The organism is Brevundimonas sp., assembly GCF_051858995.1.
Lineage (GTDB): Bacteria > Pseudomonadota > Alphaproteobacteria > Caulobacterales > Caulobacteraceae > Brevundimonas.
The window spans coordinates 449,893-474,307 of the sequence record NZ_JBHYGN010000007.1 but is presented as its reverse complement, the minus strand read 5'-3'; the positions used below and the strand labels follow the sequence as shown (position 1 = coordinate 474,307).

Annotated in this window: 22 protein-coding genes; 11 read left to right on the top strand and 11 right to left on the bottom strand. The window is 69.4% G+C overall.

Annotated features, from left to right (window positions below; all coding sequences use genetic code 11):
* Positions 1–110 precede the first annotated feature (110 nt).
* On the bottom strand, positions 111–1,391 hold the full coding sequence (locus ACTIEF_RS07215; RefSeq protein ID WP_439471437.1) for a serine hydrolase domain-containing protein: 1,281 nt from the start codon (positions 1,389–1,391) through the stop codon (positions 111–113).
* A gap of 70 nt (positions 1,392–1,461) precedes the next feature.
* Here ACTIEF_RS07215 and fabG point away from each other — a divergent pair, with 70 nt between their 5' ends.
* A complete protein-coding gene (gene fabG / locus ACTIEF_RS07210; protein WP_439471436.1) occupies positions 1,462–2,202 on the top strand; it encodes a 3-oxoacyl-[acyl-carrier-protein] reductase in 741 nt (246 codons plus the stop codon).
* 33 nt (positions 2,203–2,235) lie between these two features.
* Here the strand turns inward: fabG and ACTIEF_RS07205 are convergent, their stop codons facing one another.
* Positions 2,236–3,441, bottom strand: a complete 1,206-nt coding sequence (locus tag ACTIEF_RS07205; RefSeq protein ID WP_439471435.1) for a pyridoxal phosphate-dependent aminotransferase — start codon at positions 3,439–3,441, stop codon at positions 2,236–2,238.
* A gap of 156 nt (positions 3,442–3,597) precedes the next feature.
* On the opposite strand from ACTIEF_RS07205, the gene ACTIEF_RS07200 reads away from it, so the two are divergent.
* From ACTIEF_RS07200 to ACTIEF_RS07165, 8 genes are all read left to right on the top strand, one after another.
* A complete protein-coding gene (locus ACTIEF_RS07200; RefSeq protein WP_439471434.1) occupies positions 3,598–6,039 on the top strand; it encodes a GH92 family glycosyl hydrolase in 2,442 nt (813 codons plus the stop codon).
* Positions 6,040–6,080: 41 nt separating this feature from the next.
* Positions 6,081–6,803 (top strand): TVP38/TMEM64 family protein, encoded by a 723-nt coding sequence (locus ACTIEF_RS07195; RefSeq protein WP_439471433.1) that lies wholly within the window; start codon positions 6,081–6,083, stop codon positions 6,801–6,803.
* Between the two features lie 266 nt (positions 6,804–7,069).
* Positions 7,070–8,110, top strand: a complete 1,041-nt coding sequence (locus ACTIEF_RS07190; RefSeq protein ID WP_439471432.1) for a rod shape-determining protein — start codon at positions 7,070–7,072, stop codon at positions 8,108–8,110.
* Between the two features lie 137 nt (positions 8,111–8,247).
* The gene (mreC, locus tag ACTIEF_RS07185; RefSeq protein WP_439471431.1) at positions 8,248–9,369 is read left to right on the top strand and encodes a rod shape-determining protein MreC; all 1,122 of its coding nucleotides are present in this window, start codon (positions 8,248–8,250) and stop codon (positions 9,367–9,369) included.
* Positions 9,366–9,884 (top strand): hypothetical protein, encoded by a 519-nt coding sequence (locus tag ACTIEF_RS07180; protein WP_439471430.1) that lies wholly within the window; start codon positions 9,366–9,368, stop codon positions 9,882–9,884. The genes mreC and ACTIEF_RS07180 overlap by 4 nt, the downstream gene beginning before the upstream one ends.
* On the top strand, positions 9,881–11,902 hold the full coding sequence (mrdA, locus tag ACTIEF_RS07175) for a penicillin-binding protein 2 (protein ID WP_439471429.1): 2,022 nt from the start codon (positions 9,881–9,883) through the stop codon (positions 11,900–11,902). The genes ACTIEF_RS07180 and mrdA overlap by 4 nt, the downstream gene beginning before the upstream one ends.
* Entirely contained in the window at positions 11,899–13,062 is a 1,164-nt protein-coding gene (gene rodA / locus ACTIEF_RS07170) for a rod shape-determining protein RodA (protein WP_439471428.1), read from the top strand. The genes mrdA and rodA overlap by 4 nt, the downstream gene beginning before the upstream one ends.
* Positions 13,063–13,089: 27 nt before the next feature.
* Positions 13,090–13,560, top strand: coding sequence for a DUF6173 family protein (locus ACTIEF_RS07165; RefSeq protein ID WP_439471427.1), 471 nt, complete (start codon positions 13,090–13,092; stop codon positions 13,558–13,560).
* Positions 13,561–13,630: 70 nt separating this feature from the next.
* On the opposite strand, the gene pip is transcribed toward ACTIEF_RS07165, so the two are convergent.
* A complete protein-coding gene (pip, locus tag ACTIEF_RS07160) occupies positions 13,631–14,605 on the bottom strand; it encodes a prolyl aminopeptidase (RefSeq protein ID WP_439471426.1) in 975 nt (324 codons plus the stop codon).
* 30 nt (positions 14,606–14,635) lie between these two features.
* The gene (locus ACTIEF_RS07155; protein ID WP_439471425.1) at positions 14,636–15,007 is read right to left on the bottom strand and encodes a DUF423 domain-containing protein; all 372 of its coding nucleotides are present in this window, start codon (positions 15,005–15,007) and stop codon (positions 14,636–14,638) included.
* 47 nt (positions 15,008–15,054) lie between these two features.
* Between ACTIEF_RS07155 and ACTIEF_RS07150 the strand changes: the two genes are divergently transcribed.
* A complete protein-coding gene (locus ACTIEF_RS07150) occupies positions 15,055–16,209 on the top strand; it encodes an MFS transporter (protein ID WP_439471424.1) in 1,155 nt (384 codons plus the stop codon).
* Positions 16,210–16,213: 4 nt separating this feature from the next.
* Here the strand turns inward: ACTIEF_RS07150 and ACTIEF_RS07145 are convergent, their stop codons facing one another.
* The 3 genes from ACTIEF_RS07145 to ACTIEF_RS07135 all read right to left on the bottom strand — a co-directional run bounded on the left by ACTIEF_RS07145 (position 16,214) and on the right by ACTIEF_RS07135 (position 19,806).
* Positions 16,214–16,789, bottom strand: coding sequence for a hypothetical protein (locus ACTIEF_RS07145; RefSeq protein WP_439471423.1), 576 nt, complete (start codon positions 16,787–16,789; stop codon positions 16,214–16,216).
* A gap of 143 nt (positions 16,790–16,932) precedes the next feature.
* Entirely contained in the window at positions 16,933–19,488 is a 2,556-nt protein-coding gene (locus ACTIEF_RS07140) for a tipN (protein ID WP_439471422.1), read from the bottom strand.
* Positions 19,489–19,617: 129 nt separating this feature from the next.
* Positions 19,618–19,806, bottom strand: a complete 189-nt coding sequence (locus ACTIEF_RS07135; protein ID WP_439471421.1) for a hypothetical protein — start codon at positions 19,804–19,806, stop codon at positions 19,618–19,620.
* A 194-nt stretch (positions 19,807–20,000) separates the two neighbouring features.
* Between ACTIEF_RS07135 and ACTIEF_RS07130 the strand changes: the two genes are divergently transcribed.
* Positions 20,001–21,449: a phospholipase D-like domain-containing protein gene (locus ACTIEF_RS07130; RefSeq protein ID WP_439471420.1), complete on the top strand. Its 1,449-nt coding sequence runs from the start codon at positions 20,001–20,003 to the stop codon at positions 21,447–21,449.
* Here ACTIEF_RS07130 and ACTIEF_RS07125 read toward each other — a convergent pair.
* The 4 genes from ACTIEF_RS07125 to ACTIEF_RS07110 all read right to left on the bottom strand — a co-directional run bounded on the left by ACTIEF_RS07125 (position 21,439) and on the right by ACTIEF_RS07110 (position 24,413).
* Complete coding sequence (locus ACTIEF_RS07125; protein WP_439471419.1) at positions 21,439–22,173, bottom strand: endonuclease/exonuclease/phosphatase family protein; 735 nt, start codon at positions 22,171–22,173, stop codon at positions 21,439–21,441. The two genes, ACTIEF_RS07130 and ACTIEF_RS07125, sit on opposite strands and share 11 nt — an antisense overlap.
* Positions 22,174–22,249: 76 nt before the next feature.
* A complete protein-coding gene (locus ACTIEF_RS07120; protein ID WP_439471418.1) occupies positions 22,250–22,936 on the bottom strand; it encodes a TPM domain-containing protein in 687 nt (228 codons plus the stop codon).
* The gene (locus ACTIEF_RS07115; protein ID WP_439471417.1) at positions 22,936–23,754 is read right to left on the bottom strand and encodes a TPM domain-containing protein; all 819 of its coding nucleotides are present in this window, start codon (positions 23,752–23,754) and stop codon (positions 22,936–22,938) included. The genes ACTIEF_RS07120 and ACTIEF_RS07115 overlap by 1 nt, the downstream gene beginning before the upstream one ends.
* Entirely contained in the window at positions 23,751–24,413 is a 663-nt protein-coding gene (locus tag ACTIEF_RS07110; protein ID WP_439471416.1) for a LemA family protein, read from the bottom strand. The genes ACTIEF_RS07115 and ACTIEF_RS07110 overlap by 4 nt, the downstream gene beginning before the upstream one ends.
* Between the last annotated feature and the right edge of the window lie 2 nt (positions 24,414–24,415).

The following is a 24,415-nucleotide window of genomic DNA, read 5'->3' as shown; positions in this document are numbered from 1 at the left end:
TCGGGCTTGACCCGAGGATCAGAGGCGGGAGCGGGCCGGGTCTTTGACGACCGAGCACCGGACGATCCGGCCCTCGGGTCAAGCCCGAGGGTGACGGATGAGGATCGGGCTCAAGTTGTTCTCGTGATCCCCAGATCGGCGTCCAGCGCTGGGCGAAGCTCCGACAGGATGTCGACGACGCGATAGGGCATGGCCTGGATCATCAGGGTGGCGGCGAAGCCCTTTTCCGGGTCGATCCAGCCCTGGGTGCCCGCGGCGCCGCTCCAGCCGAACTCGCCCTGACGCGGGTGGCCGGGACGGGCGACCCAGCCGCCGAAGCCGTAGCCGCCGCCCTCGGCGGTCAGGTCGGCGGGGAGGATGTCCGAGCGGATCAGGCGGGCGGTCTCGGCCTTCATCACCCGCACCCTGCCCGCGCGGCCGTCGTTCAGCAGCATGGACAGGAAGTCGAGATAGTCGCGGGTCGAGGAGATCAGCCCGCCGCCGCCGGAGTACAGGGTGACCGGACGGGCGTAGTCCTCCGCCGAGAGGCCCGGGATCGGCGCGGGTGGGGTGCGTCCGTCGCGGCTGAAGCCATAGACCTGCATCAGGCGGGCGGCGTCGCCGTCGCGCAGGCGCCAGACGGTGTCGCTCATGCCGACCGGATTGAGGATGCGGCGCTGGATGAAGTCTGGGAAGGCCATGCCCGAGACGCGCTGGATGACGAGGCCCAGGACGTCGAGCGACAGGCTGTAGTGATAGGCGGCGCCCGGCTCATTGGTCAGGGGCAGATCGCCCAGCTTGCGGACCAGTTCGTCGAGGTCGCGAACCTGATTAGTGTCGCCGCCGGGGGCGCCGGGCGTCAGGCCGGCCTCGCGATAGGCTCGGGGGATCGGGCCGTCGCCTGCGATGGAGTAGCTCAGCCCGCTGGTGTGGGTCAGCAGGTGGCGGATGGTCATGACCTCGCGGGCCGGACGACCGTCAAGGCCGCGCTCGGGGTTGGTCGCGACCTTCAGATTGGCGAACTCGGGCACGATGTCGGCCACCGCGGTGTCCAGCGTCAGCTTGCCGTCCTCGATCAGCAGGGCCGCCGCCGTCCCGGTGATCGGCTTGGTCATGGAGAAGATGCGGAACAGGCTGTCGGGCGTGACCCGGTCGAAGGTGTTGAAGGCCAGCACCCCCGCCTGCAGGAAGACATCATCCCCGTCGGGCGTGCGGACGCCGACCGACACGCCGGGCAGTTTCCGCTCGATGACGAAGCGATTCAGCACCGTCTGGCTGCGGGGCAGGCGATCCAGACCGCGAATCGTCGGGGCCGATCCGCCGCCGCCGAAGGTCGCGCAGCCGCTCAACCCGAGCGCTCCGACGCCCAGAAGCAGGGTGCGGCGGCTGGCGGTGAGGCGGTTTCGGTCCATCGGGCGTTCCTTCTGGAGATATGACGCGGGCTCGGTTAGACCCCTCCCACGAAATGGCGGAGCTATCAAAATGTTCAACCTGACTGGCAAGACGGCGCTGGTGACCGGCGCGACCGGCGGCATCGGCGGCGCGGTGGCCCGCGCCCTGCACGCGCAAGGCGCGACGGTGATCCTGTCCGGCACCCGCGAGGCGGTGCTGCAGGACCTGGCGAAGGAACTGGGCGAGCGTGCCTTTGCGGCCGCCGCCAACCTGTCGGACGCAGAGTCGGTCGACGGCCTGATCGGTCGCGCCGAGGAGGCCGCCGGTTCGCCACTGGATATCCTGATCGCCAACGCGGGCATCACCAAGGACGGCCTGCTGATGCGGATGAAGGACGAGGATTTCGAACAGGTCATCAAGGTGAACCTGGAAAGCTATTTCCGCCTGTCGCGCGCCGCGATGAAGGGGATGATGAAACGCCGCTCGGGCCGCATCATCGGCGTGACCTCCGTGGTCGGCGTCACCGGCAACCCCGGCCAGACCAACTATGCGGCCTCCAAGGCGGGCATGATCGGCTTCTCCAAGTCGCTGGCCCAGGAAGTCGGCTCGCGCGGCATCACCGTGAACTGCATCGCCCCCGGCTTCATCGCCTCGCCGATGACGGACGTGCTGAACGACGCCCAGCGCGAGACCATCCTGAAGAATATTCCGGCGGGCCGCCTGGGCACGGGCGACGAGATCGCGGCGGCGGCGGTTTATCTGTCGTCGGACGAAGCGGCTTACGTGACGGGCCAGACCCTGCACGTGAACGGCGGCATGGCGATGATCTGATATCGCGGCCTTCTCCCCCGAGGGGAGAAGGGACTACTTTAGCGACGCCGCGAAGCGCTGGATGCGGGTGCAGGCTTCTTCCAGCACGCTCTCGCTCGTCGCGTAGCTGATGCGGAAATAGGGGCTCAGGCCGAAGGCTTCGCCCTGGACGACCGCGACGCCCTCGGCGGTCAGCAGTTCCGCGGCGAAGGTGGAGTCGCCGTCGATGACCACGCCGGTCTCGGTCGTCTTGCCGATCAGGCCGGCGATGGACGGATAGACGTAGAAGGCGCCCTCGGGCGTGGCGCAGGTGACGCCCGCCGTCTGGTTCAGCATCGAGACGACCATATCACGGCGCTTCTCGAAGGCGGCGCGGCGTTCGGCCATGAAGTCCTGCGGGCCGTTCAGGGCCTCGACGGCGGCCCACTGGCTGATGCTGGTCGGGTTGGAGGTGGTCTGGCTGGCCACCTTGCGCATCAGGTCGATCAGGGGCTTGGGACCGCCGGCGTAGCCGATGCGCCAGCCGGTCATGGCGTAGGCCTTGGACACGCCGTTGACCGTCAGGGTGCGCTCATAGAGGTCCGGCGCGACCTGGGCGATGGTCGTGTATTCGAAGTCGCCGTAGACCAGATGCTCGTACATGTCGTCAGTCAGCACCCAGACCTGCGGGTGACGACGCAGGACGTCGGCGAGGCCTTCCAACTCGGCGCGGGTGTAGGCGGCGCCGGTCGGGTTCGACGGGCTGTTGAGGATCAGCCACCTGGTCTTGGGCGTGATGGCGGCCTCGAGCACCTCGGGGCGCAGCTTGAAGCCGTCCTTCTCCTCACCGACGACGGTGACCGGCTCGCCGCCCGCCAGCAGGACCATGTCTGGATAGGAGACCCAGTAGGGGGCGGGGACGATGACCTCGTCACCCGGGTTCAGGGTGGCGACCAGGGCGTTGAAGATGACCGGCTTGCCGCCCGGGGCGACGTGGATCTGGGCGGTCGAATAGTCGAGGCCGTTCTCGCGCTTGAACTTGGCCGAGATGGCGGCCTTCAGCTGCGGCATGCCGTCGGCGTCGGTGTATTTCGTCTCGCCGCGCGTGATGGCGTCGATGGCGGCCTGTTTGATGTTCTCAGGGGTATCGAAGTCCGGCTCGCCGGCGCCCAGGCCGATCACGTCGCGACCCTCGGCTTTCAGCTGTCGGGCCTGGGCGGTCACCGCGAGGGTGGCCGACGGCTTGACGCGGGCGAGGGCGGAGGACTGCAGGCTGGACATGACGACTCCCGAGGAACGGCGGCCTTCATTACGCAGATGCGAAGGGGGGATCAAATGACGAGACGCTACGGTTCCTTGCTTTCAACACGGGTGCTTCCCGGCCGCATCACCTCCGCCTAGAACCGGATCAACAAATCAAGCTTCGGGGAGGAAGCGATGGGGGGGCGGAACGCGGTCCGGTTCGGACAGGCGGTGGCGGCGGCCGTGGCGTGGTTGGGGCTGATGCAGCCCGCGATGGCGGCGCCCGCGCGGACGGAACGGCCCCTGCCGCAGACGGTGAACACCTTCATCGGCACGCGGGACGAGGGGAACACCTTCCCCGGAGCCTCGGCCCCCTTCGGCCTGATTCAGGTCAGCCCCATCGGCTCGCACTATGCAGGCTATCGCTATGACGATGAGACGATCCGGGGCTTCGGCCGGTCCTTCATCTCGGGCGCGGGCTGCTGGGAGCAGGGCGGGCAGGTGTCGGTGCTGCCGGTCACCGGCTCCATCGCGCCGGGCGGGACCTTCGACACCACCAAGGCCAACAGCTTCGACCACAAGGCCTATGCGGCCCGCTACACCCATGAGGGCGAGGTGGGGCACGCGGGCTACTATCGCGTCCGGCTGACCGACTACGGCGGCATCGACGTGGAGGCCACGGCCCTGACCCGGGCGGCGGCCGAGCGCTACACCTTCGCGGCGGGCCAGACGCAGGGCCACGTCCTGATCAATGTCAGCCAGGCCAATGAGCGCCATCGCGTCATCGGCAGCCAGATCCGCGTCGTCGGCGACCGTGCCGTCGAGGGCAAGGTGACGACCATGAGCTTCTGCGGCGGTCACCAGTATTCGACCTGGTTCCGCATCGAGTTCGACCGCCCCTTCACCGGCTTCGGCGTCTGGGGGCAGGCTGGGGGGACGGCGGGCGCGCGCTTCAGCATGGAGAGCGAGCACGATCCCCGGAACGGCGCCTGGGTGACGTTTGATCTGTCCGGCGGACAGGCGGTGACGGCGGTCAGCGCCATCTCGCACGTCGATCAGGCGGGGGCGCGGGGCAATCTGGACGCCGAGGGCAAGCGAAACGGGCAGCTGCTGGGCTTTGACGCCATGCGGGCGCAGGCCGAGGCGGACTGGGCGCGCGAACTGGGTTCGGTGCGGATCCGGGGCGGGAGCGTCGATGACCGCGCCGTCTTCTACACGGCCCTGTATCACGCCCTGCTGCAGCCGATGACCGGCAGCGACGCCGACGGGCGCTATCGCGGCTATGACGACGTCATCCACCGCGCCGACGGCTGGACCTATCACGAGTATTTTTCGCTGTGGGACACCTACCGGTCCCAGAACCAGTTGCTGGCCATACTGAAACCGGAACGGGCGCGGGACATCGCCCGCTCGGTGCTGGCCATCGATGAGCAGGGCGGCTGGTTGCCGCGCTGGGGCTACGCCAGTTTCGAGACCAATGTGATGACCGGCGATCCGGTGACGCCCTTCATGGTCGACCTGTGGCGGTTCGGGGCGCTGGAGGGGCGGGAGCAGCAGGCCTGGGCGGCTCTGCGCCGCAACGCCTTCGGCAATCCGCCGCTGAACTCGCGCCACGACGGTCGGGCGGGCAATCCGCACTATCTGGCGGACGGTTACATCCAGTTCGACCGGGCGCATCCGTCCAAGGGGATGGATTCCGATCCGCACCACGCCGGGTCGGCGACGATGGAGTACGCGCTCGGGGATTGTTCTTTGTCCATCATGGGCGAGGCGCTGGGCCAGACGGCGGACGCGGCGATCCTGCGCCGTCGGGGCGGGTACTGGCGAAACGTCTGGGACGCGTCCGTGGCGGATGGCGAGAGCGACTTCACCGGCTTCCCGCGTCCGCGCATGGAAGACGGCGACTGGTTCACGCCTCCGGCGGGCGCCTATGACCCGACCTCCCACTACGGCTTCCACGAGGGCACGGCCTGGCAGTACCAGTGGCTGGTCCCGCAGGATGTGGCGGGCCTGACCGAGGCCATGGGCGGCCGCGAACGGGCGCTGGCCCGGCTGGATCGCTTCTTCGCCTTCGACAAGATATCGGCCGACCCCATGAGCGCCCGCGCTGAGTGGGTGGCGGGGCCCTACGCCTACTACGGCCAGCATCGGTACAATCCGAACAACGAGCCGACCATGCATACGCCGTGGATCTACACCCTGCTGGGTCGGCCCGACCGGACGGCGGCGGTGGTCCGCGCGGCCCAGACCCTGTTCACCAATGCGCCGAACGGGGTGACCGGCAACGATGATCTGGGGACGATGTCGGCCTGGTATCTGTTCGGCGCGGTGGGCCTGTATCCCGGGATGCCGGGCACGGGACAGATGCTGGTCGGAACGCCGCGCTTCGATCAGGTCGAGATCGATCTGGGCGAGGGCCGCACCCTGCGCATCAATGCGCCGGGCGCGAGCGGGGAGGGCGTGCAATACGTCTCCGGCGCGCGCTGGAACGGTCAGGCCTTCGACCGTGTGTGGCTGGACTGGGATCAGCTGAAGGCGGGCGGCCGGATCGACCTGCGCCTGACGGACAAGGCTGAGCGTACGCACTGGGGGCAGGGAGAAGGGGCGACGCCGTCGGGAACGTGTCCAGCGGGGTGAGGGCTCTCGCCCCGGCCCCAGTCGCCTGCTAATTCCCTGCCATGCGCCGCATCCTAGACTTCATCCTCAACATGGAGGCCCGCCGCTGGAAGGTGGTGCTGGCGACCGTGCTGTTGCTGGGGGCGACGCTTGGGCTGCTGGCGCTGGGCAAGACGCAGTTGGGGCTGGCGACGGAGGCCAAGCTGGAAGCCTGGCTGCAGGGCTATGCAGGCAGTCCCTGGGCCTTCGCGGCGACGGTGGTGCTGTTCGTGGTCTCGGCCTTTTTCGGGGCGCCGCAGTTCATTCTGATCGCCGCCTGCGTGGTCGCCTTCGGGCCGTCGCTGGGCTTCTGGTACAGCTGGGTGGCGACCGTGGCGTCGGCGGGGGTGACCTACTGGCTGGGACGCGGGCCGACCGCGCGGCTGATCGACCGGATGGACAGCCGGACGCTGGACCGGCTGAAGCGGTTCGTGGGGCGCAACGCCTTCTACGCCAGCTTCATGATCCGCAATGTGCCGTCGGCGCCCTTCATCGTGGTCAACATGGCCTTCGGGGCGACGCGGGCGAATTTCTGGACCTATCTGGCCGGGTGCGCGCTCGGCGTCCTGCCCAAGACCGCGCTGGTCGCCTTCTTTGGCGGGGCGGTGGTGTCGGCGGCGTCGGGCGACGGGGTCTGGACCTCGCTGATCCTGGCCGGGGTGGCGGTGGTCTGGCTGGGCCTGATGCTGGCCGTGCGCGAGTTCGTGAAGCGGCGCGAGAAGGCGGCCGGAGCCGCCGATGACTGACGTTCACCCACGCCGCGCGTGAGCGAACGCCGGGCGGGGGAAGGGCTGACTGACACTATCGTGAACAGCCTGTCCCCGTTCCGGGACCACGCAACGTTGACGGGGCTTGTAATCGCCCGCGCACACGGGCAAACGGGCCATCGGTCGGTCAGGCGAAGACGATCAGGAGGCGGCGTGTATGGGGATATGCGCAGCCGGGGCGTCGCCGAAACGGATCGAGTTAAAACGCACGCCCTCCAGGCCCGAACGAACGGTATCCCAGGCCCATGTTCTCCCACGTATTCGGCTCGATCTCGAATGACATCGCCATCGATCTCGGCACCGCCAACACCCTGATCTACATGAAGGGCAAGGGCATCGTTCTGAACGAGCCCTCCGTGGTCGCGCTGAGGAATGTCGGTGGACGGAAGATCGTCCATGCCGTCGGCATCGAGGCCAAGCAGATGCTGGGGCGGACCCCCGGTCACATGGAAGCCATCCGCCCCATGCGTGACGGCGTCATCGCCGACTTCGAAGTCGCCGAGGAGATGATCAAGCACTTCATCCGCAAGGTGCATAACCGCCGCGGCTTCGTGAACCCGAAGATCATCGTCTGCGTGCCGTCGGGCGCCACCGCCGTAGAACGCCGCGCGATCAACGACAGCTGCCTGAACGCCGGCGCTCGCCGCGTCGGCCTGATCGACGAGCCGATGGCCGCCGCGATCGGCGCCGGCCTGCCGATCCACGAGCCGACCGGCTCGATGGTCGTCGACATCGGCGGCGGCACGACCGAGGTGGCCGTGCTGTCGCTTTCGGGCATCGTCTATTCGCGTTCGGTCCGCGTCGGCGGCGACAAGATGGACGACAGCATCATCAGCTACATGCGTCGCAACCATAATCTGCTGATCGGTGAGACGACCGCCGAGCGCATCAAGAAGGACATCGGCACCGCCCGTATCCCGGCCGACGGCGAAGGCCTGTCGATCGACGTGAAGGGCCGCGACCTGATGCAGGGCGTGCCGCGCGAGGTTCGCATTTCGGAGCGTCAGGCTGCTGAAGCCCTGGCCGAGCCGGTCTCGCAGATCGTGGAAGCCGTGAAGGTGGCGCTGGAAGCCACGCCGCCGGAGCTGGCCGCGGACATCGCTGACAAGGGCATCATGCTGACCGGCGGCGGCGCGCTGCTGCGCGGTCTGGACGCTGAAATCCGCGATCACACCGGCCTGCCGGTCTCGGTTGCCGATGACCCGCTGTCGTGCGTGGCCATCGGCTGCGGCCGCGTGCTCGAGCATCCGCGCTGGATGAAGGGCGTCCTGGACTCGGCCCTTTAAGGGCCGGTCACGGAAATGACCTCAAATCCCTGTCATTACAGGGATACCGCCGGTTCCCATCTGGCCCGGTTTTTGCGATAGGCTCGGCACATCGGCGGGGGCGTCCCACCGATTCCCTATTCTGAGGAAGGCGCGCCGTGGCGTTTCGCGACGGACCGTTCGAGAACATCAAGGTGCCGCTGGTCTGGACGGCCGCGGTCGCCGCTGGCGCGTGCATTCTGGGCGCCGTCCTGCTGATCGTCAGTGACGGCCGGGCCCAGGCCTCGCCTTACCAGCCCGCCCGCGCGGGCGTGGAGACGGTGGCCGGTCCGGTCGGCGGCGTCTTCGCCGCCCCGGTGCGCTGGTTCGGTCATGTCAGCGACTATGTCGGCGGCTACTTCTTCGCCGTGTCCGAGAACCGCCGCCTGAAGCGCGAGCTGGCCGAGCTGGAACCGTGGCGCGACCAGGCCATCGCCCTGAAGAACATCAACGCCCGCTATGAGACCATGCTGGGCCTGCAGCCGCAGCCCGACGTGCCGATGAAGACGGCGCGCTCGGTGTCAGATTCGCGCGGTCCCTTCTCCAACGCCCGCCTGCTGGACATCGGCGTGGGGCAGGGAGTGAAGATCGGCAACCCGGTGATCAATGAGCACGGTCTGGTCGGCCGCGTGGTCGGGACCTCGGGCAATGTCAGCCGCATGCTGCTGCTGACCGACGTGGCCAGCCGCACCCCGGTGCTGGTGGACCGCACCGACGCCCGCGCCATCCTGACCGGCGACGGCTCGGGCAATCCGCGTCTGGAGTTCGTGCGCGGCGTCGGCTCGGTGCAGCCGGGCGACCGCATCCTGACCTCGGGCGACGGCGGGGGCTTCCCGCGCGGCGTGCCGATCGGGGTGGCGGCCAAGGGCATCGACGGGTCGTGGCGGGTGAAGCTGTTCAGCGACCGCGGCGCCATCGACTATGTGAAGATCCTGCTGTTCGAGGACTTCGGCCAGTTGGTCGGGGGCAATGACCTGAACGCGCCGCCGCTGGCGGGTCTGGCGACCCTGCCGGAAGCGACCGAGGCCCAGGCCGCCGCGATCCGCGACGCGCAGGCCCGCCGTGACGCCGCCGCGGCCGCCCAGCGCGCGGCCCAGCGCGCGGCCCAGCCGGCCCCGGCCCCGGCGCCGCAGACCCCGACCCAGCCGCGTCCGGCGCAACCTCGCCCGGCTCAACCCCGTCCCACCGCCGCGCCTCCGCCGGCCCAACCCGCCGCTCCGGCGCCCGGAGGGACCGAATGAGACGTCCCGTCGCGGTCCGTGTCGTGGGGCCGACGCAGTGGATCTTCATTCCGGCGCTGATCACGATCGCCGCCACCATCGTTCTGGCGACCCCGGTTGAACTGTTCGGCTTCAGCCTGCCCGAGCCGGTGATCCCGATGGTGCTGGCCTTCGCCTGGCCGCTGATCCGCCCTTCGATCATCGCCCCCGTCGTCCTGATGGCGCTGGGGCTGTTCCTCGACATCTTCTGGTACGGTCCGCTGGGCGTCTGGGCCCTGTCCCTGTTGGGCATCTATGCGGTCGTTCTGGGCTCGCGCGCCTTCCTGATCGGTCAGGAGACGGCGGTGCTGTTCGTCTGGTACGCGGCCTGCTGCGGCGTGGCCTTCCTGCTGGCCTATCTGATCGTGGGCCTGAAGGCGGGCAATGCGCCCTCCATCCTGTCGCTGCTGGGGCAGGTGTTCCCGACCCTGCTGCTGTTCCCGTTCGCTGATCGCATGATCGAGCGGTTCGAGGACGGTGATGTGAGGTTCAGGTGAGCTCGGAACCGTCCATCTTCTTCTCGGACCCGAACGAGCGGCAGGGCTCGTTCCTGCGCCGCACCTTCGTGCTGGGCGGCCTGACCACCCTGGGCGGGCTGGCGCTGGGCGGCCGCCTGGCCCAGTTGCAGGTGTTCCAGGCGCACCAGTACGCGACCCTGGCCAGCCAGAACCAGTTCAACTTCCGTCTGGTGCCGCCGCCGCGCGGCCGGGTGCTCGACCGGAACGGCGCCGTCATCGCCGGCAATCGGCCCAGCTTCCGCGTGCTGGTCGTGCGGGACGAGACGAAGGACCTGGACCAGACGCTGGACCTGCTGGGTCGCCTGCTGCCCGACACGCTGGAGCGTCGTCGGCAGATCATCCGTGAGGTCAACGCCGCGCCCCGCTTCAGCCCGGTGCCGGTCAAGAGCGATCTGAGCTGGGAGGAGTTCGCCCGGGTCAACCTGTACGCCAACGAACTGCCCGGCGTGATGGCCGACATGAACGAGGCCCGCTACTACCCGTTCGGCGGGTCGTTCGCCCACGTCGTCGGCTATGTGGCCAAGCCGAACGACCGCGACATCAAGGCGATCCGGGACACTGGGGCCAAGGTGCCGGAAATCCTGTTCAACCCGGGCTTCCGCATCGGGCGTCAGGGCGTGGAGAAGGCGTTCGACACCGATCTGCGCGGCGAGGCCGGGGGCAACCGGGTCGAGGTGGACGCGCGCGGTCGCGTGGTGGCCGAGGACATCGGCGGTTCGCGTCCGGCGGTGCCGGGCAAGGACGTGGTCCTGACGCTGGACTCTGACATCCAGAACCGCGCGCTGGAGGTGTTCGGCGAGGAAGCGGGCTCCTGCGTGGTGATGGACGTCCGCAACGGCGACATCCTGTGCATGGTCTCGGCGCCGTCGTTCGATCCGAACCTGTTCGTCGGCGGGGTTCCGTCGCGGATCTATCGCGCCTGGGCGGACTATGAGCGTCGTCCGCTGCTGGACAAGGCGATCACCGGGGTGTTCGCGCCCGGTTCGACGTTCAAGCCGGTGACGGGGCTGGCGGCGCTGATGCGCGGGGCCAATCCGGATCGCCGGATCTTCTGCAACGGCGGCTTCTATCTGGGCCGCCGCTTCGCCTGTCACGCCACCCACGGCTCGCAGGACATGCGGGACGCGATCAAGAACTCCTGCAACGTCTACTTCATGACGCTGGCGGTCGAGATGGGGCCGGACGCCATCGCTGAGGTGGCTCGCACCATGGGCTTCGGCCAGACCTTCGACATCGGCATCGACGGCCAGAAGGCCGGGCTGGTGCCCGACCGGAAATGGCGACGCGAGAACCCGGTGCGCGGGGACGGCAAATGGTATCCGGGCGAGACGCCCAGCTACGGCATCGGTCAGGGCGCCCTGACGGTGAATGCCCTGCAACTGGCGGTCTACACCTCGCGTCTGGCCAACGGACGCAAGGCGGTCATGCCCCGGCTGATCAAGTCCGTGGGCGGGGTCGAACAGCCGCCGTCCGGCGACGTGCGCGACCTGCCGTATGATCCGGCGATGCTGGCGGTGCTGCGTGACGGCATGAACCGGGTGACGGACGTCGGCGGCACCGGCTTCCGCAACAGCCAGCTGGGGCTGGGCGCGGTGCGCATGGCCGGCAAGACCGGTACGGCGCAGGCCCGCAACTACGGCTCAGGCTCGCGCAAGGGGGCAGGGCGTCCGTGGGCCGAGAAGGACCACAACCTGTTCATCGCCTATGCGCCGATCGACAATCCCCGCTACGCCGTGTCGGTGATCGTGCAGCACGGCGGCATGGGCGGCGGTACGGCGGGCGCCCCGCGCGCCCGTGAGGTGATGCGCGTCGCCCTGCTGAAGGACCCGGAAATCCGTCAGCGCATCGAACAGGCCGGCTTCGCCGAGACCGAGGATCCGGGCTCGCACGACGCGGGCGCGCTGGGCGCCGCCGAGGGGCCCGAGGCGCCGGTCGATGTCACCGCCGCTCCCGTCGAGACCGCGCCGCCGCCCGAGACGCTGGAGCCGCCCCAATGACCGCCTCGGCCCTGACCCGTCCCGGCGAACGCGACCGGCTGACGACCAAGATCGCCGAGCTGGACTGGCGCCTGATCGGCCTGATCTGCGTGATCGCCGGCGTCGGCGCCGCCATGCTCTATTCGATCGCGGGCAGCAGTTGGAGCCCGTGGGCGATCAACCACCTGATCCGCTTCGGCGGCCTTCTGGTCGTCATGCTGGGGCTGGCGATGGTCCACCCCAAATGGTGGTTCCGCGCGGCCTACCCGATGTATGGCGTGCTGTTGATCCTTGTGCTGATGATCGAGTTCACGCCGCTGGGCTATGAACCGGCGGGCGCGGGCGCGAAGAACTGGCTGAACCTGGGCTTCACCCGCATCCAGCCCGCCGAGTTCATGAAGCTCGGCCTCGTGCTGGCCCTGGCCCGCTGGTACCACAGCCACACCGCTCAGGAGGCGCGCTGGTCGTGGAAGCTGATCTTCCCGGTGGGCATGATCGGCGTTCCCTTCATCCTTATCGCCAAACAGCCTGACCTGGGTTCGGCCATGATCCTCGGGCTGACCGGGGCCGTTATCATGTTCCTGGCGGGGCTGAGCTGGCGGATCATCGCCGCGGGCATCGCCGCCGCGATCGCCATCATTCCGCCGTTCGTGATGTTCGGCATGCACGACTATCAGCGCAACCGGGTGCTGACCTTCCTGAATCCGGAGGCTGACCCGTCGGGCACGGGCTACAACATCATCCAATCCAAGATCGCGCTGGGCTCGGGCGGCCTGCTGGGCAAGGGCTATGGGCTGGGCAGTCAGAGCCAGCTGGAGTTCCTGCCCGAGCGACACACCGACTTCATCTTCTCGACCGTGTCCGAGGAGTTCGGCTTCCTCGGCTCCTTCACCCTGATCGTCTGCTATGTGGCAGTGATCCTGATCGCCCTGCGCATCGCCTCGCTGGCGCACAGCCATTTCGGCCGCATCTCGGCGGCGGGTATGACGGCCTTCTTCGCCCTGTTCGTGCTGATCAACGGCGCGATGGTGATGGGGATGGCGCCGGTCGTGGGCGTGCCCATGCCGCTGCTGTCCTATGGCGGCTCGTCGATGATGACGGTGATGATCGGCTTCGGCCTGGTCCTGTCGACGCGGGTGCACCGTTACGCGGAGCTCCCGAAGGGCAACAGCCTGTTCTAGGCGGACGGCAGCCCCTAGATTGGGGGCATGTCAGATGCGCCCACACCCGACGCCCCCGTCGTCGCCCCGCCGTCGATGTTCTCGGACTGTGGCGACAAGCCCTGTCCCGAGCCCGTCCTGTCCAACGCCACGCCGGAGCAGGCCGCCGCCCTGACCCAGGGCGTGCGAATGCGTGAGAACCCGGCCGAGTGGGCCTTCGTCCGCCTGTCCAAGCTGATCGAGGACTATGAGAAGGGCCTCGACAAGGACGAGGAGATCGCCGCGCGCATCGTCGGCCTGCCGGGCGACGGGGTGATGCAGATCGAGGATGTCGGCTTCTGGGGGCCGGACTTCATCCTGTTTCTTGGACGGAACAACGAGGGCAAGCCGGTGCGCCTGATCCAGCACTACGCCCAGATCAACGTCCTGCTGGACGCCCGCAAGAAGCCCGAGGAGCGCGAGGCGAAGCGGATCGGCTTCCAGCTGTCGGAGCTGGTGGAGAAGACCAATCCCAAGTGAGGGCTTAGGGCTTAGGAATTAGGCGATCGCCCCGTTTCCCAAGCCCTAATTCCTACGCCCTAATTCCTTCTCAGAGCGAAGCGGCCCAATCCGTCGCGCGGACCAGGCTGTCGATGATGCCGGGCTCGCTCGAGGCGTGGCCGGCGTCGCCGATGACGTCGAGCCTGGCTTCCGGCCAGGCGCGATGCAGGGCCCAGGCGCTGGTCATGGGGGTCACCACGTCGAAGCGCCCCTGGGCGATCCAGCACGGGATGTGGCGGATGCGGTGGACGTTCTTCAGCAGCCAGCCTTCCTCGGGGAAGAAGCCGCCGTTGGTGAAGTACCAGTTCTCGATGCGGGCGAAGGCGACCGCGAACTCGGGCTCGGCGAACTTGTCGGGGCGGGCGTCGGGGCCCTGGACGCTGACGGTCTCGCCTTCCCAGCTGGACCAGGCGATGGCGCAGCGCTCGCGCTCGGCCTTGTCGTCGCCGATCAGCCGCTTGTAGTAGGCGCCCATGAGGTCGCCGCGCTCGGCTTCCGGGATGGGGGCCACGAAGCGCTCCCAGGCGTCCGGGAACATGTGCGAGGCGCCATCCTGGTAGAACCAGTGGAGCTCCGGCTTGGTCAGCAGGAAGATGCCGCGCAGCAACAGGGCGGTGCAGCGTTCCGGGTGGGTGATGGCGTAGGCCAGCGACAGGGTGGAGCCCCAGCTGCCGCCGAACACCGCCCATTTGTCGATGCCGAGCAGCTCACGCAGGCGCTCGATGTCCTCGATCAGGGTCCAGGTGGTGTTGTCTTCCAGCGAGGCGTGGGGGCGGCTGTTGCCGCAGCCGCGCTGGTCGAACATGACGATGCGGTACTTCTTCGGATCGAAGTAGCGGCGCATGCCCGGGTTCACAGCGCCGCCGGGGCCGCCGTGCAGGACGATGACCGGCAGACCCTGCGGATTGCCGGATTCCTCGTACCAGACCTCATGAATGCTGTCGGTCTTCAGATAGCCGGAGGCATAGGCTTCGACCTCGGGGAAGAGGTCACGACGCGGGGCGTCGGGCTGAGGGAAGGCCATACTGAAATCAGGTCTTTCTGCGCGCCCGGATCAGGCGTTTGAGCTGTTGGTCCGCAATGCGGCAAGGACGAGCAAAAGCCAAGCGGCGATCATCAGGACGCCGCCCATGGGCGTGACCATCCCCAGCGCCGGAAGGCTGAGGAAGCCCAGGAACGCCAGCGACAGCGAGAAGATCAGGCCGCCGACCGATGCCAGCCAGCCCGCGAAATGCACCAGTCGCGGATATCCGGGCCAGAGGGCGCAGGCTACGGCCAGCAGGGCGTGGGTCAGCTGATACTGGGCGCCCGTGGTCAGAAGGGTCTTGATCTGCGGACCCGCGCCGTGGGCGGCGAACGCCCCCAGCGCCACCGCCATTGCCCCGTTCACCGCCGCGAAGGCGGCCAGATTGCGATTCACTGCCATGTACTCACGCTAGCCGACAGAACCCGTCGCGTCTGCTATCTGGCGCCATGAATTCCGCCGCCCGGATGGGCCTGCAGTATGTGTTGCTCTTCGGCGCCAGCGGCGTGAGCCTGCCGTTCGCCGGGCTGTGGTTCAGGGCGCAGGGGCTGACAGGGGCGCAGATCGGCGTGCTGTTGGCGACGCCCATGCTGGGACGGATCGTGACGGGGCCGCTGCTGGCGGTCTGGGCGGACGGATTCCGGACCCGGCGCGCGCCGATCGCCCTGCTGGGGCTGGTCATGGCGCTGGGCTACGGCGGGGCCGGGCTGACCGATCTGTTCGCTCTGCAGGCCCTGTGCTGGTTTATTGGGGCGACAGCGGCGGCGGCCCTGATCCCGCTCAGCGACGTGCTGACCCTGAGGCTGGCGGCGCGGGACGGCTTCACCTTCGCCCTGCCGCGCGGCTGCGGCTCGGCGGCCTTCGTGGCGGTCAATGTCGCCATGGGCGCAGCGCTGCTGAGGGCGCCCGTTGATGTGATCGTGGTCTGGATCACCGCGATGGGGCTGGGGATCGCGGCGCTGGCGGCTCTGGTGCTGCCGCGCGAGCCGGTGGCGGACGGCGCCCCGCTGAAGGGGGTGGACCGGTTCAGGGGACTGGGGCGGCTGGTCGGCGATCCCGTCTTCATGACCGCCATCTTCGCCGTGGGCGCGGTGCAGGCGGCGCACGCCTTCCAGTACGGCTTTTCCGCCCTGCTGTGGAAGGCGCAGGGGATCAGCGAGGCGGTCACCGGCCAGCTCTGGGCCTTCGGCGTCGTGGTCGAGGTGGCCCTGATGTGGCTGGTCGAGCCCTGGCGGCGTCGGGTCGGGATCGGGCCGTGGAGCCTGCTGGTGATCGGGGCGGCGGCGGCCATCGTGCGCTGGACCGCCATGGCCTTCGCCCCGCCGCTGTGGCTGCTGTGGCCCCTGCAGGCGCTGCACGCCCTGACCTTCGCCGCGACCTTCCTCGCCGGGGTGCAGATCGTCGAGAAGCTGGCCCCGCGCGACAGCCAGACGGCGGCGCAGACGCTCAGCTCGGTGCTGTCGGCGGGCGTGCTGATCGGCATCGCCACGGCGGCGTCGGGGCCGCTCTACGACCGGTTCGGCGCGGGCGGTTATGCGGCGATGGCGGTGATGTCGGCGGCGGGGCTGTTGGCTGCCCTGCCGTTGAGGCGTCGCTTGGCCTGAGCCGTCAGATCGCGCGGGAGCGGGGCAGGGGCGCCAGATGCCGGGCCATGGCCTGGGCCGCGGTCTTCACGGCGCGCTGGACGGCGTCGTCGGACTCTTTCTCCGGCGCGCGAAGCAGGCCCACGGCGGGGGTGTCGGCCCCGTCCGGCAGGCTGGAGAGGACGCTGTAGAGCAGATAGCTGCCCGCATCGTCTTCAGCTTCCGAGGTCGCGTCGGCGGCCAGACCGGCCTCCTTCAGTGCACGGACCATCTCGGCCACGGGGGCGGTGGCGCGGGCGACACTGGGGCCGACGCCATCACGACGGGCCGCGCCGTCCAGCGAGCGGTTCTCGGCCCGCATCTGCAGGCGGAAGCCTTCATGGCTGCGGGTGCGGCCCACCAGCAGCAGGGCGCGGCAGCGGCGGTCGCTCAGATGGGCGGAGAGGGTGGAGGCCAGCGCCTCGGGCGAGGCTGACGGCACCGGCACGGTGCGCGCGCCGTTGGGGTTCCAGGGCTCGCCGGACAGGTCCTCGACCGGGTCCCAGCCGGATTCACCGGCGTCCCACGCGCAGATCACTATCCCCGGTCGGGTGTCCGTCATTGTCTGATCAAGCTCAGCCATGGATCGGAACTACTTCGTGACAGTTACGTGACGCGGGGGAACGGTGTCGCCATAGGGCCTTCGGCGTCAAGCTGAAAACGCCGGTTTTCGACCTGAAGGACATGGTGGGTGAGCTCTGAGGGTCAGGCCAGGTCGCCGATGGCGGCGTCCAGCAGCATGAAGGCGCGGCCGCCGTCCGAGGTTAGCCGCCCCAGCACCGCCGGGCCGTCGCCGCCCGCCGCCTGGGCGGCCAGATCACGACCGAAGGCGCGGACATAGGCTTCGGCGTCGGCGCGCAGATCGGGATCCGTCAGCACACGACGCGAAACGCTGCGCACGGCGGCCGGGGCCACGCGGCGGACAATCTGGCGGGCGCGGTCCGGATCCCGGTCAGTCAGGGCGTGCGCCGCTTCCTCGACCCGCGAGCGGGGCAGCAGGGCGTTGGGGTCGACGCCCATGCGGCGGATGGCGGTGACGATCCGCTGGCCGAGAGAGTCCAGGTCCGTCGCGCCGCCCGGCGTGGGCATGACAGGGGTGTCGAGGTCCAGCGGGGCCTCGCCCAGACCGTCATCGACCAGATCAGACCAGTCGAGGGCGCCGGCCGGGGGCGTGGTTCCCGGCGTCGGCTCCAGCTTCAGGCGGCCGCGCAGGCCGAAGCCCTTGTCGTCGGCTCGGGGCGGCTGGCGCACCGGCTCGGGCGGCGGGGCGGCGGGCTCGCGACGACGGGTGGTCGGGGTCTCGCCCGAAACCACGCCCATCAGGCGCACGGCCTCGGTCAGCATGTCGTAGTTGCGGCGCACCCGCTCCTGGAAGCCGGCGTCCAGCGCCTCGGTGTCGGCGGCGGCCTTCTGCGAGGCGGCGGACAGGGCGGCGAGGCCTTCCTCGACGGTGTTGCGCACCTCCTCGACCCGTTTGCGGGCCTCCTCGGGCAGGCGACCGGCGCGGTCGTCCAGATCACCGATGGCCTCGTCAATGCGGGCGAGGGCGGCGTCCATGCGCTCGACGGTGAGCTCCAGCTTCTCGATGGCGCGCTCGCCGGCCTGATCGACCAGCAGGCCGCTCTCGGCCACGATGCGGCGGGCGCTGTCGATGCGGGTTTCGGCGGCGGCGTCGGCCTTCTGGGCGGCCTCGAACATGGCCTCGCCCAGGCGGTCGGCGCGCAACTGGGCCTGATCGGCGGCTTCGCTGGCGGCGATGCGGGAATCCTCGGCCGTGGCCTGCAGGGCGGCGAGCGCCCGGCGGGTCTCCTCGACCAGGGCGTCGCGAGCTTCGGCGGCGAGCGCCTCGAAGCGGTCCAGCGCTACCTTGGTGGCGGCGTCGAACCCGTCTGCCTCTCGCTGGGACATCTCGACCAGCGCCTTGAACTGGTCGGTGGCGGCCTCGACCAGATCCTTGACCGTCTCGGTCGTCCGGTTCGAGGTCTCGCCCAGTTCTCCGGCGGCGGTGCGGGCGGCAGACAGTTGCTCAATGAGTTGCGCGCGCTGGCTCTCGACCTGGGCGGAGAAGTCCTCCTGATCGGTGCGCAGGGCGTAGGCGGCGGTGACCAGGGCGGCACGCTGCTGGCCGAGGCCTTCCTCGACCGACTGGATCTGTTCGGCGACGCCGGAGCCGGCGTTCTCGAGACGCAGGGTCTGGCGGGCCAGGTCGTCGGCGGCGACGCGGGCGGCGTCCTGGGCCTCGCCGGCGGCGGCGGCCAGATCGGCGGCGCGGGCGGCCAGGGCGGCTTCGGCCTCACGCAGCTGGGTCTGGGCCAGGTCGGAGGCGTCCACCACCATGCGGGACTGACGCTCGACGGCGTCCAGAACGCCGGTGGCCTGTTTGTCCAGCGCGGCGCCCAGCGTCTGCATCTGGTCGCGCTCCCCGCCGAGTTGCTCGGTCAGGCGGCGGGCGGTGCGGCTGGCGACCTCGGCGGCCTCGTTCAGGCGGCTGGTCTCCTGCGCCAAAGCCTCGCGCAGGAGGGCCATGTCGTTGCGCGCGCGTTCGGCGGCCAGAGAGGCCTGGTCGATGTCCATGCGCAGGGTCTGCAGCACCTCGCCGGTCTGCTGGGCGGCGAGGGCGGTCGGGGCCAGCAGGGCCTCGGAGAGGTCGCGGGCGCGCTTGGTCTCGGCGGCCAGACCGGCGCCCTGACGCACGGCGTGGGCCAGCATGATGGCCAGGCCGGCGGGGGCCAGGGCGATCAGGGCGTAGACGGCGATGCGCAGCGGCTCGAGGTCCACCGAGCCCGAGCCGATCTCGAAGGCGGCCCAGGCGGCGACGCCGCCGATCCACAGGGCCGCGGCGACGCCGGCGACGAGATAGGCGTGACGGCCCGACGGCTGCGGTGTTTCGCGACGCCGGGTCGTGGTGATCGGAGCCGGGGCGGGCGGGGGCGACACAGGCGCGGGCGGCGCGTCGACGCTTTCGGCCAGGGCGCGAACATCGGCGCGGACCTCGGCGGGGGCCGGGTCGGGCAGTTTAAAGGGTTCGATGACGGGGCGTTCGGCGGCTTCAGCCTCGGCGGCGGCGCGCTCGGCGGCCAGACGCTGTTCCTCGGCCAGACGGCGACGACGGCGCTCCGACATCGGGCGCTCGGCCTTGGCGGGCGGCGGCGTCGGCTCAGCCTCGGCCTCCGCCTCGACCGGGGTCGCGGTCGGGTCGACCACGGGCTCCGGCGCGGGGTCGGACAGGTTCAGCGGCGGCCGTTGGCGGGGGGGCTTCATAAGGCGGCGATCTCGTCTCGAACGGCATCAGGCTTACGCCCGTCGGAAGACAAGGCCCCCCGGCGGTTCAGGAACCCTAACGGGTCAATGGCGTAGAGCAAAGGCGAGCCCGGACGATTCCGGTGAGCTTCAGCACTCTTGCTTGTGGTCACCCGAGGCGATCATGACGCCCGAGGGGGAGGTTCCGCCGCAATCACGGACGCGGTGGATTTCGCGTTCGGGCTTTTGAGGCGTGCTGAGGTCCAGGCCGAATTGCGACAGGGCCGCAACGGCGAGCATGGCGACGAAGCTGGCGATCATTTCGATCAGCGCTTGCATCGCCGACCTCTCCCCTGTCCCGAATGAACGACGACGTTATGCGCCGAAACCTTTCGCGAAACAATCTGTCTGACGTGAACAAACCGTCACCATTGACCCTGCACAGCGCCGCATGGGAACGGAAAGGCGGGGCGCGCGTCTCCTGACGGGGGAGGCGCATGCCGCCGTCATGCGAATCGGTCAGGCGTAACGGCATGGAAGACCACGACGAGAAACTATTCGCGCCGGGCCGGAATTGCTGGCGCGTGGAGACAGCGAACCGTTTCGCGGTGCTGATGGAGAACGCCGCCTATTTCTCGGCGCTGCGGTCGGCGCTGGACAAGGCGCAGCGGTCCGTCGTCCTGCTGGGCTGGCAGTTTGATCCCCGCACGCGGCTGCATCCCGACATCGCCAACGCCGGGCCGACGGATGAGATCGGCCACCTGCTGCGGATGCTGGTGAAATCCCGGCCCGAGCTGGATGTACGGCTGCTGATCTGGAAGTCGCCGCTGGTCATCGCCGCCTCGCAGGGCTTCTTCCCGCAGCGGGCGCAGCAGTGGTTCCGCAAGCGGATGGTCGAGTTCCGGCTTGATCCGCCGCCTGCCCCGGGCGCTTGTCATCACCAGAAGGTGGTGATCATCGACGACGCCGTGGCCTTCTGCGGCGGGGGCGACATTTCTGTGGATCGTTGGGACTCCAGCGAGCATCTCGACGGCGATCCGCGTCGCTGCATGCCCTCGGGGCTGATCGCGCCCGCGCGACATGAGGTGATGTGCGTGGTGGACGGTCCGGCGGCGAAGGCCCTGGGCGATCTGGCCCGCGAGCGCTGGCGGCTGGCGACGGACGAGCGGACCATCGTCGACGAGGCGCCCGGCGATCCGTGGCCGGACAACGTCGAGCCTGACCTGACCAACACGCCCTTCGCCATCGCCCGCACCGAGCCGGACTGGGGCCAGCGCACCGAGGTGCGCGAGAACGAGGCTCTGCACCTGGACGCCATCCGCAGGGCGAAGAAGCTGATCTATCTGGAGAACCAGTATTTCACCTCGCCGGTGATCGCGGCGGCGCTGGCCGAGCGGCTGGCGGAGTGGGACGGGCCGGAGGTGGTGCTGGTCACCACGGGCGGCAGCCCGAGCTGGTTCGACCGCCTGACGATGGACACGGCCCGTTCCGAGGTCCTGTTCCGGCTGGAGCAGGCGGATCGCAACAACCGCTTCTTCGCCTTCGCGCCGCATACGGCTGAGGGGGAGCGGATCATCGTTCACGCCAAGATGTCGATCTATGACGACACGGTGCTGCGTATCGGATCATCGAACCTGAACAACCGGTCCATGGGCTTTGACACCGAGTGCGACGTGGCGGTGGAGCCGGGGACGGAGGCGGGGCGTGAACGTATCCGGGACTTCCGTCACCACACTCTGGGGCACTGGATCGGCGTGGACAGCGAGGCCTTCGCGGCGGCGGAGGCCCTGACCGGCTCGGTCGGGCAGGCGGTGCAGCAGTTCGACACCGGGCGGATGCAGGCGCTGGGCGCGACGCCGCCGTCGCGGGTCGAGCAGGTGATCGCCGAGTTCCAGCTGGGAGACCCAACCTCGGTGCGTGACGCCTTCCGGCCGTGGAAGCGGCGCGCGACCTCGCACCGCCGCCTGCCGCCTAAGACCTGATCTCGAAGTCGACGATCAGGGGCAGATGATCCGAGGCCATGCGGGCCAGGGGCGAGAAGGGGGCCGACACCGCCGTGACCACGACCTCAGGGCTGGTGAAGCAGTGGTCGATGCGGATGGCCGGGAAGCTGGACGGGAAGGTCTTCACCGACGGCTTGAGCCCCAGCGTGCGTTGGCAGTCCGCCAGCTTGCGCACCAGGGTCTGATAGGGGCGGGTCAGGGAGGTCGCGTTGAAGTCGCCGGTCAGCAGGGTGGGGCCGACGCAGTCGGGGTGGCCCAGCCACTGGTCGCCGACAAGCGCCGCCGCCTGCAGCCGCTGCTCGCGCGGGACCAGCCCCAGATGGGTGTTGACGACATTCAGGGTGACGCCGTCGATATCGATGGCGACCCACAGGGCGCCGCGCGGCTCCAGCCCCGGAATCCCGCGCACCGTGGGCAGGGCGGCGGAGCGGATCAGGCGTTCGGGCAGATGGGTCAGGATGGCGTCGCCATACAGCTCGGCCTCGACCCGCATGGCCGGGTGGAAGTGGTAGCTCATGGCCAGCTGGTCAGCGATCGTGCTGGCCTGATCGACGAAGCCGGTGCGGGCGCGGCCGACGTCCAGCTCCTGCAGGCAGACGATGTCGGGCTCGTAGTCGGCGATCACGCCCGCGATCCGGCTGACGTCCAGCTTGCGGTCCGCACCGACGCAGCGGTGCACATTGTAGGTCATCAGGCGGGGCATGGAATTCCGAACTGGCCTTGGCGGGCGGTCCGGGCCTTTCGCCCCTGAATGGGACGGCAAGGCGGCGGGGCGCGCGTCAGATAATAACCAGCTTGTCCTCGATCTCGTTGCGATCGCGTGACGACGGCGGGAAATGTTCGGCCAGAACGCCGCCGCACTGGGCGATGGCGGCTTCGAAGCCGGCGGCGGGATCGCGGCGCTTCAGGCCCCGGATCAGGGCGGCGACGGCCTCGGCCCAGACGGTCTGGTCGACTTTCGAGTGGATGCCCTCGTCAGCGATGACCTCGATCTGATGGTCGGACAGGGAGGCGAATAGCAGGACGCCGGTGCGGGCCTCGGTCACATGCAGGCCGTGGGCGAGGAACTGCTGCATGGCCGCCTTGTGCACGCGGGCGCGGCGGACGCTGCGCGGGGTGACCCAGCGGCGCACACCGGGCAGGGAGGTGACCAGGAAGACGGTCAGGAAGATCGCCGCCTGGATCAGGGCGTAGGCGGTCACCGCATGGCCGATGGTGGCGTCGCGGGCGGCCAGATGAGCGGCCTCCCAGCTGTCGGTCAGGCCGGGGACCCAGTCAGGCTCGAAGCCGAGCGGGATCAGGCCGAGCGGCAGGATCAGCGCCGCGGCCGCGGCCCAGCCGAAGGAGACGTCCCGATAGGACGAGACCTGCCGGGCCAGGACACAGAATATCTCGCCCGAGGTGGTCCGTTCGGCGTCGGCGATGGCCGCCGCGATGCGGGCGTGGGCGTCAGGGTCTGCTTTCATCACCATCCGCCCGAAGCGCCTCCACCGCCGAAGCTGCCGCCGCCGCCGAAGCCGCCGCCTCCACCACCGCCCCAGCCTCCGCCGCCGCGACCGCTGTTGCGCATGGCCTCACTGGCGGCCCAGATCAGGATGGGACCCAGGCCGCTGCTGCGATGGCGACGACCGCGCCGCGAGGCGCTTCCGATCAGGCCGAGCAGCAGGAACAGGAAGACGACCGCGATCAGCACCGCCGGACCGATGGGCAGGTTGGACTGCGGACGCTCCGCCGCGGCCGCGCGGGCGCGGGCCTCGGTGGGATCAAGCCGCAGCTGGGCGTCGATGGCGTCCACCCCCGCGGTGACGCCCCGGTCGTAGAAGCCTTCACGCAGGGGCGGCAGGATGGCGTCGTGGATGATCACCGCTGACAGGGCGTCGGTCAGGACGGGTTCGAGGCCGTAGCCGACCTCGATGCGCACCTTGCGCTCGTCGCGGGCGATGATCAGCAGGACGCCGTTGTTGCTGGCCGACTGGCCGATGCCCCAGGCACGGCCCAGCTGGTAGCCGTAGTCCTCGATGGGATGGCCCTGAAGGTCGGGCACGGTGACCACGACCACCTGGTCGGTGGTGTCGCGCTCCAGCGCCTCCAGCTTGGTGGTCAGGGCCGCCTCGGCCTGAGGCGAGAGCAGATTGGCGCGGTCGACGACCCGCCCGGTCAGGGCCGGGAACTGCGGAGCGTTCTGCGCGAGGGCGGGTGTCGCGGCCAGCCAGACGGCGGCCAGCAGGACCGCGACCAGCGCGGCCGTGCGTGAGGCCCAGCCCTCTGCGAGACGAAGGTTCACTGGGCCGGCGGAGCGGAGCCCGGCGCCGCCGACGGCGCAGAGGCGGCGGGGTTCAGGGCGTCGAAGTTCACATTGGGCGCCGACTGGGCGGCCTCGGTGGCGGTGAAGGTCTGCATCGGCTGCGAGCCGCCGTGGATGGTCTTGGCCCAGAGCACGGTCGGGAAGGTGCGCAGCGAGGTGTTGTAGTCGCGAACGGCCTCATTGTAGTCGCGCCGGGCGACCGCGATCCGGTTCTCTGTGCCTTCCAGCTGGGACTGGAGGGCGAGGAAATTCTGGTTCGACTGCAGCTGCGGATAGTTCTCGGTGACCATCAGCAGGCGGGAAAGGGCATGCGAGAGCTCGCCCTGCGCGGCCTGGAAGCGCTGGAAGGCCTGCGGGTCGTTCAGGGTCTCGGGCGTGACCTGGACGCTGGTGGCGCGGGCGCGGGCCTCGATGACCTGGGTCAGGGTGGTGCGTTCCTGCACCGCCGCGCCCTGAACGGTGGCGACCAGATTGGGGATCAGGTCGGCGCGGCGCTGATACTGCGACTGGACGTCGGCCCAGCGGGCCTTGGCCGCCTCTTCCTTGGTCGGGATGGCGTTGATGCCGCAGCCAGTGACGGCGGGGGCGAGAACGACCACGGCGGCGACAGCCGCTACACGGGGCGAAATCCGGATCACTG